The following is a 14799-nucleotide window of genomic DNA, read 5'->3' as shown; positions in this document are numbered from 1 at the left end:
CATGACAGCTGTTCGCGAGCTCGCCTTCCGCACGCACCACACCACCCTCACCGGCGAGTCCAAGAACCGCGTCCTTGCCGCCCGCACGACACGTCGGACAGTTGACACGCAGCCCGTCGACCTGTTCTGGTCCGCCGGGCACGACGTCGCTACCCGGCAGGAACGCCCAGGATGGTGGAGCGGCGTCATCAGGAGACTGGCTGATGGCCCGCGAAACGAGTTCCCGAAAGTGCGCGGATTCTCCGCGCGCAACGTCCATTACATGGCCACGTTCGCCCGGGCTTGGGTGGGAAACCCATCTGCGCAAAGGGTTGTTTCGCAACTTGTCGCTTGCTACACCTACGACGCCTTGCAAGCCGACGTCCGCAGCGACCCTCCAAATGCCGAGCGACTCACCAACGTACTGGACTGGGTGGAGCAAGCATGACAACCCCAGACGTCGTTCGAACTAGCAGGGACGGGGACCAATTCCACTACTACTGGGCCGCACGGCGCTGTTTGGAGCTCCTGAGTCCCGGCACCAACATCGTGTCAATAGCGATAGAGGGCCCTTCCAGACATGAGCTTGAAGGTCAGAGCACGTTGACCGCCGGAGAGCACGTCGTGGACGTCGCGGAGTACTTGATTTCGGAAGATCTAATGGCAGGCGGACGTGTTGTCTATCGACAACTGAAACATTCGACCGCTCAGCAGGACGAGCCTTGGACCATGTACGGTCTCAGCAAAACCCTCAAAGGCTTCGCGGCTCGCTTTAAGAAACTCCACGAGCTTCAACCGTCGCAGGCCACGTCGGCAAGATTTGAATTCGTCTCTAACCGGAGCGTACATACGCGAGTATTGCAGGCGCTCAGCGACGTCGCGTCAAGAACTGTACATCCTGATGACCGCGACGAAGTCGCACTCCTTCGTAGATACCTGGCCTTGGAAGACGCCGACCTAGAGGCACAGTTCTGTAGCGCATTCGTGGTCGACACCACCGCCCCTTCCCTACTACCGCTGGTTGCAGAGTTCGAACATGATGTTGCGTCATATTTGCCCGGAAGCGACCCCGAGGCCGTCCTCAAACTAAAAGAAGCCATCACCAAGCGCGCCACAACCTTGGATAAGTCCACCATCACCAGGGCCGACGTACTCGTCGCTCTAGGAACGACCGAGGATGGCTTTCTTCCAGCACCTTCGCGGCTGGTAACTCCCGCGACGATCTTCAGCAGGGCGCAGTACTCCGAGTTGGCCGAAAGGATCAGCGAGGCTCCGCAACCCGTCATAGTCCATGCTTCCGGCGGGGTCGGGAAGTCTGTCTTTGCGCAACAGCTCGGTAATTATCTTCCCAGCGGCTCAGTCAAAATCACCTACGACTGCTACGGACTGGGAGCCTACCGCAAGTCCAGTGAGCCACGTCACGAGCATCGCCAGGGGCTAGTCCAGATGGCTAACGAACTGGCAACTCTCGGCCTCTGCCAGCCTCTGTTCCAAAGTGCCAGAGCAACCGCGAGCGATTACTCTCGTGCGTTTCTGGCGCGCGTCGGCACAGCCGCAACCCTTTTAGCTAAGACAACCCCATCCGGTCTACTCGTACTGGTTGTCGACGCCGCCGATAACGCAGTGATGGCCGCGGAGGATTTCAACTCAGGACACCCGTTTCCAGTCGATCTCCTGCGGGAAGACCTGCCGCCAAACGTGCGGCTGGTCATGCTGTGCAGGACGGAACGGATCCATCTGCTGAATTCTCCGTCCACCACAATCCAGCTGCCCATATCTGGCCTGAATGAAGAGGAGTCCAAAAACCACGTCGAATTGAAGTTTGGCCCTGTACCGGAGGCCGACGCCCGGGAATTCCACAAACGGACGTCGGGAAACCCCAGAGTGCAGGCCCAAGTCCTGAGCGACGCGCAAACCGTCACAGACTCACTGTCGATCCTTGGCGAGCGTTACCTATCACCCGAGTCCGCTTTCGAAAGCCTGCTCGACAAGTGGTTCGCCCACATTCGTGACGACGCCGGGCAGGACGCGGGAACCTTAGACCTGATGTCCCGGGTCCTTGCGACTCTGCGCCCGCGCATACCGACGCCGGTAATTGCTGCTCTCAGCGGGGCCTCCTCATCGCTCGTCTCGAGCTTTGTCAGCGACATAGGTCGGCCGCTATTGCTACTGGGCGATGCTGTGCAATTCAGAGATGAACCAACTGAAACGTGGTTCCGCAACAACTTCAGGGCGACAGGCGAAGCACTCACCTCACTAGTCGCAGGGCTCCGCTTGCTGGCTGAACAGAACGCTTACGCCGCGACTTCCCTTCCCCAACTGCTATGGGAGGCGGGAAGCTTCGACGAACTCGTCCATCTAGCTCTCTCGGAGGAGGCCCTGCCGAAGTCGAATGACGTAGAACGCCAAGAGATCCAGCAGCAACGCGTGCAGTTTGCCCTGAAGGCCGCCCTTCGAACGGAACGGACTCTAGAGGCATCCAGACTCGCACTCAAAGCCGGGACCCTGGCAGCAGGCCATTCCCGCCGTCTCAAGCTGATCAGGGAGAACACAGATCTCGCAGGAGAGTTCCTAGATCCGCAAACCATCGAGGACCTGGTGGCCAGCCGATCGCTCGGCTCAGACTGGCCGGGATCCAATCTGGCATATGAGGGCGCTCTCATGTCGGTATCTGAGTCCAGCCGTCTCGACGCCCGCAACAGGCTAAGAAGTGCTTTCGAATGGATGTATGGATGGATCCGGCTCCCATCTGACAGACAGCGAGACCATAGGGTTGGCCATGAAGACATCGCCGAACTGGCTATGGGGCGATTAAACGTCGATGGTCCTGAGGCCTGCGCCGAATTCCTGAGCCGATGGCGTCCACCCACTACGGCCTTTGACGTGGGCACATTGATCGCGAGCCGACTCATCGCCCGAGGTGAAATCGTACGACTCAACGATTTACTTAAAGCTTCGGGTTCCAGCAAGTATCTGCAGTTGGCGATCACAGCCCAGGCCACTCGCCAGAATGCACAACTCGATAGGGATGCGTCCCTGGTGGTTATGAAAACTCTCCGCCACCACCGGAACAAGATCGAGCTCAGCCAGACATCGCGGTTGGATCAGGAAGACGACGGGCTCGCTGCCATCTGTGGAGCCATTGCTACCTGCCTCAGGCACGGCCTGATTTCAAAGGACAGAGCATCTGCAATTTTGTCCAAATACCTGCCAGCCGGTCCACCCAAGGCGCTCGGTTCGCGGTTTCATCATCACACCTCAGCTACCGTACTCAAGGCGTGGGCAATCAGGACGTACCTGACTGGAGGAGATCTGACAGATGCCCAGCTTGCGGGTCCCGAACTCCTTGAGGAACTGAAAGGAAAGACCCACGCCTCCACACAGGAAGGGCGCGGATATCGACAGAATATAGCTCCTTTGGTCCCTTGGATGCTGGCCTGGGCGCGAGTATCCTGCGACCCTGCAGCCAACGCCGATGCCGAACTTCAGCAGCTCCTAGGAATGCTGCCCAAACCACAAAGGAGGGATGACGAAGAGCCCAAGGTTTTCCTGAATGAGGCAGCCAAGTTATGTGCCTGGCTTCTCGGCCTGACAACGAATTCAGATGACAGCCATGAGACGCTCCGTGCCTGGTACGAGACCGTTGCCACGGAGCTTTGGTGGTCGACCACTAATGCCTTGATCCGTCTAATGGCTTCGATCCCCGAGATGGATCAAGTTGCGTTCTCGCTGGGGCACTCAGCCTATGAGCAAATTGTGGCGACTCGGGAGGATACTCAAGACCGAACTGACTCATTGATCCAGCTAACCCGGGCACTTCATTCCATAAGCCCAGAAGAGTCGCAGCACTACTTTGATGCAGCGTTGGCACTTGCCGACAAGGTAGGGGATGAAATTAGAGACCGCTGGGACGCGATGTTGGCCGTAGCTCATCAAGCAGGTCCAGGGGGAGACGATGACGAACGGGCGTACAAAGTCGCGCAGCTCGCTGAAGCAGTCGAGCCCTACATGGGTGATGGTTTCGGCTATCAAGAAACAATCAAAGCCGTGGCTGCACTCAGCGCCCGCTCGTCGATCGCCATTGCGTCGCGGTGGCGAGACCGACATTTTGGCGTGTTCTCGGAAGTTATTAGGGGGCTTCTTGATCCAGAAGTCGGTGGGCTTAGGCAAGCGCCCCTGCCATCTCTCGCGTTCGGTCCCTTTCACGATCGAATTACAATCGAGCCTCTGGTCGAGCGCGCAGTCCTCTCTCAAAAGGAGTCGACCGAAACGATTCTTCGCGTTGCGTTTGACCTCTGCAGAATGCAAGGAAATCGCCCTGAACAAAGCGAGCAACTCGTTGCTGTGGCGAAGAGGAACGGGTTTCCTTGTGGAATATATGAACCCCCAAAGTTCCAGTCGCAATCCGAGCGCCGCTCCGGGGACTGGTTTGGTGGACCTCGCATAGACCCTGCAAGTTCCGAGTCTATTGAAGTCTCTTTGGCTAACCTAGACTTCACCTTGGTCGAACACATGGAGATCGGCCGGCAGAAAGAGCGGTCCGGACCCTACGACCAGCGAGGTGCCCTGCTTCGCGTGGCCTTCAAACAGCCTCGTCGAGATTGGTCCAGGATCGCCAAAGCGTTTGGTGAGTGTGTCGGCTTTGGCATCTCTGACTACGTGTCCTTCTTTGAATTCGCGGCAAGGCTGGCGTCGCCACCCGCCGGCTTCCTCAACGCTTGCGGCGATCTTGCAAGGCATTCTGTCGTCCGGTTTAGTGAAGAAATAGCCACACGAGGATGGCAGGAGCTCCCCTGGGAGTCGATTGAAAGTGTCGCTGGAGTGGCGCAATCTGACCTGCTGAATTTGGCCTTCAAGGAGCTGGGCTCCAGAGGGGACTTTCTCGATTCGTCCGCCTGTTTCGCGCTGCTGGCCAAGCTTGTTCGCCAATTATCGAAGGAGGATTCAACCCTAGTTCTGGACGACGCGATTGATCACATCCAGTATCTGGTGGAGCCCCAGACAGCTGACGGTCCATGGACTGCAGGCCTGACCCCTCCAACTTCACTCAGTGAATGTATAGCGGGCTATGTCTGGGCGGCGCTAGGCGATCCCGACGAAGATATGCGCTGGCGGGCCGCGCACGTTGTCCGAATGCTCTGTGAGGTGCAAGCGCATAGCGAACTCAATGCCCTTGCAAAATTTGCGACATCAGAGAAAGCCGGTGCGTTCGTAGACAATGGTCTCGTCTTCTACGCCAACGACGCACTTCTCTGGCTCCTGATCGCTCTCGACCGTGCGGCGACTGCGGATGCTAGCCGAGTGATGGACTTCGTGCCGTTACTGTCCAACCTCATCGAAAGCGCGACACGACACATCCTGATACGAGACCGAGTCGACTCCATCGTCAAGAAGCTGCACGCAGAGCAGCTGTCGGCTTTTGGCGAGCAGGACGCGCAACGCTTCGCACGGATAGGGACCCTCAGACCGGATCCACTAGTCCTCGAATACCACGAGCGGACCCGCTTCAAGAGATCGCGGTACGAGCAGAATGATGTCGGCTACGATTTTGACTTTGACTTCCGAGACAACTGGATGGCGCCACTTGCAGACTGCTTTGGTCTTGACGCACTCGACGTCGAAAAAGAGGCCGCTGCAATAATCCGGGAGCAGTGGGAGGGACAGTTCCATGGAACCCATGAGGAAGACGAACGTTGGACGCGGAAAATTTTCAAGCCAGACGAGACTCACACCTACAGAGGGCAGCGTCCCAAGATTAAGGACCTCAATGCATACCTCTCCTTTCACTCGCTATTTGAGGTAGCGGGCGTGCTTGCTACGAGCAGGCCGTCGTACCAGGATCCGTCAAATGACCGCGACGAATTTTCCTTGTGGCTTGAACCAAGCACGCTGACCAGAACTGACGGTCGGTGGCTTTCGGACCGCCGCGATCCGGAGCCCAAGATAGCTCACCTCGATTTGCCAGAAACCGACGATCCGATTTGGCGGTGGAAGGTGGCTCCTAGCGATTTCTTCCGCATTGTCACTCCGGACGAGAGCGGATTCTTCACGGTCTGGGAGGACTCATCCCGGGATGACAGTCGCCGGCGGCAGGAAGCTACGGTCAGGACCGCACTGGTCGACCCTAGTCGCTCGTTTGCTCTTATGGCTGCTCTTCAGACAGCAAGCAGCCCCACTGACTTCAGAATTCCGGATGCTGGGGATGAGCTCGAGATTGACGTGGCGGGCTACATGCTCCGGGGGTGGATCGTAGCCGACTCAGGAAGGAATGGAATGGATGAGGGGGATCCTTTTGGCTCGGGAATGCGGTATCCACCACCGCGACCATCGGCGAAGGTCCAGGCAGTACTCAATCTGACACCCGATCCTGATATGAGGTTTTGGCTCCCGTCAGCCGCACTGAGCGAGCCCGTGTTCGCTGTGTCGGCTTGGGACGATCTGCTCCCGCAGGGGCGCGGACGCAGCATAGGGAGTCAAGGAATTCGTGTTCAAATAAATTCGGAGTCCCTCGATGCCTTGCTCGACGAGCTTAAGATGGATCTCGTCGCCGAAGTCACCATTGATCGAAAAGCATTCGATTATTCTGGGAGACGAACCGATGTCGTCGACCGAGGATTGGGCTATCTGGATGAGTACTTCAAGATATTTGTCTACCGACCCCGCTTCGGATGGACCGAATTATGTCCAAACAGTCGCGCTTGGTAAGAAGCTTGCCGCGGAACTCGAAAGTACCGACACTCTCGGCCGATGGATGGCTTACTATGTGGCGGAACTGATAGCGGGGGCTGAGGCAGCCGAAAGTTCATGTAAACGAGAGGCGCAAGAGCGCTGTGCCCGAGAGATCCTAAACCTCTGGGCTCACCGCCGCGAGTACCCGGGTAGCAAGCGTCCATTCGAAGGATTCGAACCTATTCGTCGGGCCCTGGAAAGACTCGATCCCGAGCAACCAGAATGGTCATTTTTCCGAAACTTCGGCGATGCGGAGCCAACGATGGACGCCGCGACGGGCGACGTCAAGGCCCTCCTCACAGCAGCCTTGGAGCTTGAACGCGAGGCTGCCCGTACAACACGAATCCTGATCCAGAAAGCTGTCTCCCTGACAACCGAAAACGAAGCGGGGTGGTTCACTGCGGCCAGTCACATCACGGATGATGAGAGTCAGTTCCTGAGGTCCTTGCTGGAGCAGTACGGCCTGGAGCCCGACGAACAACGAAAAGACGAGTCGCTATCTCAAGAGGATCGTCTCACCTCAGCGGTCGAAGTCGCCAAGAGAGCGGCCAAGGATTGCCAGGCAGCGGGAGAGATCCTTCAGCCGAAAGGGATGGCGCACTTTGAGAGAATCGCAAGGAGCTTCCCCGAAGAGGCATCGATAGATGGCGATGACGAGGGTCGGGAGCCCTAAGCCTCGATCCACCGATGGGTTGAGGGTGTGTGGCTGGTTGCCGGTCTGGGTGCTGGTTTGTGTGATGGGGTGGGTGAATTATCGGGCCTGGCTGCCCGTGGTGGTCATGCACGCACTCCATCTCGGGGCCGTCGCCGGTGGCCGACTAGGGGCTAGGCTTGGCTATTCGGGAGCGGCTCCCGCGCCGTCGGGCCTTGCCCAACGAAGGGCGTTCCCGGGATGGCGCAGCTTCGAAATTGAGATGTCGTCGATTCGGCGTAGGGAGGCCACGGACTTCACGAAGCGCTCGATCTCGTCGCCGCTGAAATCCCTTGGCGCAGCCTTCATCAGATCCTCTATAAGCCGTTCTGCCGTCCGCGCCAGATGCTGAGCGTTGTTCGGCAGGAGCCCGGTTCGCTGGCGGTCCAGCTCGGAGAACCATTCGCCGACTACAGCGATTGCACCGCCTCAGGGTTGAGGCGTTTCGCCAGCGTTGGCGTGTTCGGCAGCGGCATCTGTGTTGCCTGCCCGGTCGAGGTAAATTCCGTTGATCCACTCCTGGTACGGCCAGTCCTTCTTCGGAGCCCTGAGCGGCATCAGCCATGGCTCACTCGCGCCGCCTGGGACAGGCGTCGTGCCCAGAAGAAACGTGGCCACCCGGGCCGACAACGGGACAGTCGGTGCCAAATTGTTGAACCGCCGGCGCGCGTAGGGAAGTAGCCAGCCAACAAGCCATTGCGTTCCCCGTTTGTAATACATCCACTGGTACAGGCGACTTAGCCAGTGTGTGTCAGTGGTGAATCTCCAAAGTTGGCCGTCTCGCTTGACCCACTGAATACCTGCCCCGTCAGTGAAGTACAGCAAGATGGTTTGGCCGGAAAGAGGGGCATCGTCATAGTGAACGTTCTGCCCCGGAGGGATCGAAATGTCGTTGACTCCGGGCTCGGCATGGCCGGCGAAGCGTATGGCTTGCCTTTGGTGGGGGTCGACGCCAACCTTACCGCGAGCGTTCACGTAGTCGTGCCACCAAGGCAAGGTCAGGTGGACGGCGTGGACTCTCGAAATGGAAGCATCCGAGTCATTGCGGATCTCGACACGCGTGCCGAGCACGCGCCAGGAATCAGGCCTCGTCTGCTCCGTTCGGTCAAACCGGTGGACGCTGATCTTGGACGCTTGTTCGCGTCTGCGGTCCTCAGCTATCCGTCGCCTGTCTCTCGTTCCTTGGATGAACAAGGAGACAGTGACTATTGCAAGGAAAAGGTTAAGGGTGAACTGGGCAAAATCAACCCAAGACTTTTCGGCCACGTCTCCGACTCTCCTTGACTCGCGAGCCCAGGGCGACTCTTTATGGGAAAACGCTGCCGACTATCTGTGCCACGCTGTGTCAAGCCAGCATATCGGTCTAATTTTTGACCCATGGAACTGGCGCGCTGCGGTGCTGGACTGGAGTGCCCCCGGCACGCTTTATGGCTGTGATTTCGGACCGCCGAGCCAGAAGAGTGCGGTATCGACATCCCTCGCGGACCAAGTGTGCCCGTATCGGCCTGCCGTTGACCGCATTTCTTCGACCAGCTCCATGTAGCGTCCGTACCTCCCGCGCGCAGGGGAGAGTGAGAGACCTAGGGCCTCCAGTCCGGTTTGGGCGCGCTCGTCGTATACCGCCATTCGTTCGGGAGCGGCGGCCAGCAGAAGGGCTGAAGCGAGTGCGTCTCCCGTTTTGAAGCCAGGAAGCGGTGAGAGCGCCGCCCGGCCAGCAGAAGCGGCCTTGGGCACGGGTAGTGACATATCGGTGACGGCAGACACGGCCTTCTCCGTTATCTCCCTGACTTCCGTTTCGGGCTTGACCATCAGTTCGCGGACCCAGGGTGTATCCGCACGGAGGCGCTTCCAGAACAGTAAAGCCCCGATGTCGGCCTTTCCGATGCTGGCCGTCGCGCGGATTCGGTCGGCGACCTCTGTGAGGACCTCGTCGTATGTCGGCGATGTGCCTGACATGTAGGCGGCGTGGGATCCTCGAAGTGTCTCCCACGCCTGCAGACCGAGGACTTGGGCTGTTTGGTCCGGTGCGTTCATGTTTTGAGGATGCCATAGCTTCGCCCATCGCCGGCCGGTTCCCGAACAGTGTCGTCTATGGCCGGACCTCACATAGTCTCGCTCGGCACTCACTGTGAGGTCTCCGGGCGTCGCGGTCATTCCGTCGGTGCCCTGGTCTAGCATCGGTCTGAAAGAGAGGTTTGCGCGTTCGAATCCTGAGATGGGGGACTGTGAAAGCACTTGAAGACTGGCCGATACTTACGCCGGACGATCGTTCCCGGTTAGGTCTTGCCCGGCGTGCGCCCAAACCCGAAGTCACTGTGGCGGCGAGGCACAAAGAAGTGCTGGACATGTGGGATGAAGAAAATCCGTTCGGGCCCCAAGACATTGCAGCCACGTCCCCGGTAAAGGTCCGGTGGATTTGTTCCGCGGGGCACAGGTTCCTTGAGTCCGCTGTCGTTCAGTGCGGTGCTGCATCGGGGTGGCGTCAGGCGGCCGGCGGATCGCTGGCCTGCCTGAGCTGTGTGGGAGAACGGTTGTACGGCCGGGTGACCCTCGACTGTGGCCACGACGTGATTGCCCGGCCCGGCGTCGAGAGCCTCGCGAAGTGCCGCGCATGCTGGCAACCGAGCAGTTTTGTGCGAACAACGAAGACTTCGGTTTCGAAATATCCCGCAGGCACGGTCATCCAATCTCGTAATCTCTCTACCTCACAGACGGAGCAGGAGGTGAGAGACAAGCTTGTCGCTGCAGGGTTTGCTGTCCACAAGGGCCGCAGCGCAATTCAGTGTGGTCATGAACCACATCGCAACAACTTTCCGATTCTGACCCCGGACATCCTTATCTCCAAGACAAAGGTATGCATCGAAGTCGACCCGGCCTATACCCACACTGGCGACGAAGAAAAAGACAAAACGCGCAACGGCCTCCTCGCCGGCGTCGGATGGCAGGTCGTGCGGTTGCGGCTCGGCGGCCTGGGACCCATCGGTGAATACGACGTCCTGGCAGAATCTGAGAGCGTCACTAGGGAAGTGATGGACGCACTGGTCTTGGCCGTGTCCGACGCAGTAGCTGGCCGTCCCGGAACCATCCGAACGATTAAGAAGAAGGAAACATCGATAGTCAGGAAGAAACCACGGTTGGGACCGATTGCCGAGCATAAGTACTACGAAAACGCCTTCTACATCTCCTGGACGTTGAATTCCGGCGCCGTGCAGCGGATGGTGGCGATGGACTCCGGCCGCTACCTGGCCATCGCCGAGCGGTCGGAAGCCCCACGATTCATCTGTGTGCTCGGCTTGGACAAGGTTCCCCGTCAACAGTGGCGCGGCGCTGTAGAAGGTATTTTGCAAGACATGTCAGATTCGGATTTTGTCCCGGCTTCGACGTTTCCTTGGGGAGACGAACTGTTCATCGGGCTGCAAGCTGAAGCGGTCGGAATCTCTCCAAAGTTCAACCTGGGCGCCACTTCATGGGGCCTGACCGCCAACGTCGATGGTGCAGATGCATTTACGGAGGTGGCCCTGTGTGCCGGAAGCGAAGTTCTGACCGAGTTGCACCCTGAAGCGGTTGATCGGGGCTGGCGGATCGCCAATGTCCAGCTGAGAACCGGACGGTATGGCCCCTACCAGGAGATACAGCTCTTGCGCCGGCCTCCGGTAGAGACAGAGTGACTGCGCTCGAAGACTAACTGGACAGAAAGCCCAGGAACCGTCGTGGACCGGTGGCATGCGGTCGGTCGACAACCGCCATAAGGCGCCGAGGAGGTCAGGCGTCGGCGGGCCAAATCTCCCACTTGTTCGCTCGGCCCCGCTTAACGATCGCGTCCGGATGCTCGTTACGCAGCTCGCTGAGCTTGGTGAATACTTCGGTGATCGGAAGCCCCGCAGGACAGCGAGGGGACGCGGCTTCGGCTGATCCGGTGGCTCCTTCGCCTTTGTGCGTTCGGTTGCGGCGAAAAGAAGCTCAGGAGCTTGTCGCATCCGTTCCGCCCAACCTGGCCGTGCAGGGCAGGGACCGTCGTAGGGTGGTGAGACCCAGCCGTGGTGTGATGCCGGCCGTGCGCATTCGGAGCACATATCGTCCACGCTCAGCGGAGGCACTGCCAGGAGCGTCTCAAAGCTCGACTCGGCCGTTTGCAGTTCGCTGCGGAGCTTCGAGCGTTCAGTTCTGTCCTTGGATTCCGTGGATGCGGTCTTCAGTTCTGGCCCTCCCAGCGGGCACCAAAGTCGACGGGCCCACAGTCGTTCGAACGGATCTTTTGGGTGGTGGATGGTTCCGACGATGCTGAATTTCCCCTTTGGTCGTGAGCTCATCAAGGAGGTATGTCGCGTCACAAAGCGATCGCGCGAACCGATACATTTAACCCATGACTACTGGGGGCTCGGGCGTTGGAATCGTTTATCCGGATAGGGCCGAGGGGGTCGGTAGGTACGCGGACTACAAGGTCTTCGTCGATTTTTGGCAGCCGCTGACTGACCATCTGGCTGAGCAGTTTCGAGTCCTTCGGCTTCGAGGGCAGACCAAGATTCTCGCCATCTACGGTGAGCAAGGCTCCGGCAAGACGCTCTTCAGCACCCAATTGCTTGAGGATCATGAGTCGCTTAAGAAAACTTCGGCAGACACCCCATCCTCCGAGAACCTGTGGCAACGCATCGCAGCAGGTGCAGGGTCGACAGCCGAAGCCATCAGGGAGGCAACGCAGGGAACTGTCAGCCGAAAGGTCCCGGACGATGTGAATTGGGTTTACGCAATCAAAAAGTGGCGCGGGGCGCAGTCGGGGACGTCACTTATAGCCGTAGCTGACAACTCTGAGACCGAGTATTTCCTCCGAGGTTTGGTTGGTGACAGATACCCCGACGCCACTCGGACGAACGACGCCTACCTGGAAGCGGCGGCGGGCAACCTTGTCAAGCACGCGCGCCGTGAGGACACCGCTGACGTGCAAGGACTTACGGGGATGCTTCTGATCATGCTCAGTAATGATCGAACCTTTCTAGAGAACTTTAAGAAGAAAGTCGACGCTCAGCACAAAGGCATGATGGAGATTATGGACCTCCCCCTTCCTACCGCGGATCAGAAGGAGCGAGCGGTCCGGGTCAACGTGAATCGACTCAACGATGTCAGCTACTGGTACTGCCTGGACAAGGGTGGGGACAAACAACGCAAAATTGTCCGCTCACGGCTCGTGGACGCCACGACGTTCCCTGACACTTTCGACGCTGTAGATCAGGCCCTCAAATTTGGTACTGAGACAGCCCGGCCGGGCCGTCCCGGTAGGAAAAATCTCCTCACCCTTGTGTGCTTTTCTCAGGCGGCGTCGATTGACCCTGCTAACTACGAGTTGACTTCTACGTGCAGGGTAGAGGCCCAGCATGAGTGGGCCGCAAGCTATTCATTCGACTCCGACTGGGGTTCTAAGTGCGGCCTCTCTAAACGAGCAGCTGGACTACTGGAATCCGAATGGCAACTTCGTGTCGTTGCTCTTGGTGAACCCTTTGTTGCTGCTCTCCTCGCGGCTGATCCCCTGGATGCAAATTCCACCAACTGGTCGGTTAACGCCTTTGCCCTTACCAGTGCCATGCTCAACGTAATTCAGAACCCACTCGGACAAACGTCTCGGGCCACGACAAGAAGAAAGTACGCCGAAGACATCAAAACGCTCGTCGACCGCTGGCTCGTGGATGTCGCGCCGGCACGGCCAATGCTTAACGACTTCTGGGGCCGAGGCCAAGGCAGGTCGGGGATCTATGAAAAGCAACTCACGTCGATCCTCGGCACCTATAACCGTTCCACGAAGGGTTACCTGAATGCCCGCCCAGATTTCGTAGTTGAGGACTTCGTTGCGGCTGCACTTACATCTACCACCAGCGATTCGACCCGGGCTCTTACGGATGCCATCCAGCGAAAGGCGAACGCCATGGAGTTCACGAGTCAGTCAGTGGTGACTCCAGCTTCGATCGGCTCGTATCTCGCACTCAAGCTCCCCAACTATGTGCAGGCCACCCAAGAACAGTAGTTCCGCCGGCCCCGAACCTGGAAGAAGGCGACCGCTAGGCTCGCTCATTGTCCGACCCCTTCCCCAGACTGAAGCGCGTTGGGCGGTGCAATCCGACGGGTTTCTGCTTTCCTTTGCCGCGTCTATTCGAACCTATGTTCTAAAGTGGTGGTATGGGACCGGAGCAGGCAAACAGGCTGCTGGCGGAGGGACACAAGCTTCTGGTGATCCGCACAGATCAGTAACGGTTTGTTGTCTCCGGCAGTGGCCGAGGTTATTCGGCCACTGAAGCGGGGGGCTCTATGAGTTCAGGACCGTTGTTCCGGACACTGTTTACCCTCGTGCTGACGATCCGTGGTGTCAGGATCGGCTCGGGCAGGGAATCCAGCAGGTGCTGGATGTCGTTCTTATCGGTCAGGTCCGGGTCGAGCCATTCAGCGAATCTGTCCGTGGGGATGATGACCGGTGACCTGTCATGGGCATGCCCCAGCGCGTCCTGGGCGGTCGTGGTCAGCACAGTGCAGCTGAGCATCCACCGTGCGGTGTCATCTTCGGGTACAGACGGATCCGCCCACCATTCGTACAGCCCGGCGAATCCCAGTACGGGCTCGCTCTCCGAGTACAGGTGATAGGGGATCTTCTTTCCGTCTTCGGTCTTCTGCCACTCGTAGTAGCCTTCCGCGGGAAGGATCGCCCGCCGTTTGACCGCAGCTTTTCGGAAAGACGGCTTCTCCAGGATGGTCTCGCTGCGGGCGTTGATCAGCTTGGAGCCGATCTTGATGTCTTTCGCCCAGGACGGCACCAGGCCCCAGCGAGCAATGAGCAGGTTACGTTCGACGACGCCTTCATCCAAGCGCTCAGCGATGATGGGGACATCTTGAGTGGGCGCCACGTTCCAGCTGGGCGGCGGCGGATTTCCCTCCACCTCCTTGGCGTCAAAGTAACTCAAGAGATCGCCTGTTGCTTTGGACATGACATATCTACCGCACATGGCCTCATTCTGCCTGACAAGCCAGCGCGGCATGGGACCCGCCCTTGACATTCTGGGCTCGGTTCGACCGCTACCGGGCAGGCATTCTGCTCGACCTGGACGTCGGCCGCACACAGGAGGGCGGATGCCCCGTCCGGGACGTCTACTCGATTCAACCTATGGGTGTCCCGCCCGCAGGTTAGAAAGGCGGAATGCCATGGTAATTGCTGGGGTCCTCATCCTCGCTGCGCTCGGACTCTGGTGGGTCATCGTTCCTCTGATTCACCGCTTCGGTCTGAGCATCACCTCGCCGGGTGGGCTGATCGCCTGCGCCTCTGCGGGTACCGCCGGAGCGCTCTTGGTGGGCGGTCTGGTCGCCCTGCTGAACGCTCTCTAGCCGGGCTAGAAACCGCGGCGGCGCCTGCTTCCCGCAGGCGC

Annotated in this window: 9 protein-coding genes; 6 read left to right on the top strand and 3 right to left on the bottom strand. The window is 58.8% G+C overall.

Annotated features, from left to right (window positions below; genetic code table 11):
- The first annotated feature begins 1 nt into the window (after window position 1).
- The 3 genes from C9424_RS06765 (at window position 2) to C9424_RS06755 (ending at window position 7381) form a co-directional block, all read left to right on the top strand.
- Window positions 2–427: a DUF1016 N-terminal domain-containing protein gene (locus C9424_RS06765; protein ID WP_161958202.1), complete on the top strand. Its 426-nt coding sequence runs from the start codon at window positions 2–4 to the stop codon at window positions 425–427.
- A 155-nt stretch (window positions 428–582) separates the two neighbouring features.
- Window positions 583–6684, top strand: a complete 6102-nt coding sequence (locus tag C9424_RS06760) for a hypothetical protein (protein ID WP_133247487.1) — start codon at window positions 583–585, stop codon at window positions 6682–6684.
- Between the two features lie 286 nt (window positions 6685–6970).
- Complete coding sequence (locus C9424_RS06755) at window positions 6971–7381, top strand: hypothetical protein (RefSeq protein ID WP_116766140.1); 411 nt, start codon at window positions 6971–6973, stop codon at window positions 7379–7381.
- A 447-nt stretch (window positions 7382–7828) separates the two neighbouring features.
- Here C9424_RS06755 and C9424_RS06750 read toward each other — a convergent pair whose 3' ends face one another.
- Both C9424_RS06750 and C9424_RS06745 read right to left on the bottom strand, forming a co-directional pair.
- Entirely contained in the window at window positions 7829–8665 is an 837-nt protein-coding gene (locus C9424_RS06750; RefSeq protein ID WP_116766139.1) for a hypothetical protein, read from the bottom strand.
- Window positions 8666–8824: 159 nt separating this feature from the next.
- Window positions 8825–9433 carry a hypothetical protein gene (locus tag C9424_RS06745; protein ID WP_237563334.1) on the bottom strand — a complete coding sequence of 203 codons (609 nt, stop codon included), beginning with the start codon at window positions 9431–9433 and terminating at the stop codon, window positions 8825–8827.
- 191 nt (window positions 9434–9624) lie between these two features.
- Here C9424_RS06745 and C9424_RS06740 point away from each other — a divergent pair, with 191 nt between their 5' ends.
- Window positions 9625–11067 (top strand): DUF559 domain-containing protein, encoded by a 1443-nt coding sequence (locus C9424_RS06740; RefSeq protein ID WP_133247486.1) that lies wholly within the window; start codon window positions 9625–9627, stop codon window positions 11065–11067.
- 695 nt (window positions 11068–11762) lie between these two features.
- Window positions 11763–13412 carry a hypothetical protein gene (locus C9424_RS06735; RefSeq protein WP_116766136.1) on the top strand — a complete coding sequence of 550 codons (1650 nt, stop codon included), beginning with the start codon at window positions 11763–11765 and terminating at the stop codon, window positions 13410–13412.
- Between the two features lie 253 nt (window positions 13413–13665).
- On the opposite strand, the gene C9424_RS06730 is transcribed toward C9424_RS06735, so the two are convergent.
- Window positions 13666–14382 carry an SOS response-associated peptidase gene (locus tag C9424_RS06730; RefSeq protein WP_116766135.1) on the bottom strand — a complete coding sequence of 239 codons (717 nt, stop codon included), beginning with the start codon at window positions 14380–14382 and terminating at the stop codon, window positions 13666–13668.
- 196 nt (window positions 14383–14578) lie between these two features.
- Between C9424_RS06730 and C9424_RS06725 the strand changes: the two genes are divergently transcribed.
- Entirely contained in the window at window positions 14579–14758 is a 180-nt protein-coding gene (locus tag C9424_RS06725; RefSeq protein WP_116766134.1) for a hypothetical protein, read from the top strand.
- The last annotated feature ends 41 nt before the right edge of the window (window positions 14759–14799 follow it).

Source organism: Arthrobacter sp. H-02-3 (genome assembly GCF_003097355.1).
GTDB classification, from domain to species: Bacteria; Actinomycetota; Actinomycetes; order Actinomycetales; family Micrococcaceae; genus Arthrobacter; species Arthrobacter humicola.
Note: the sequence above shows the minus strand (reverse complement) of the source record. Positions and strands in the feature narration are given on the sequence as shown.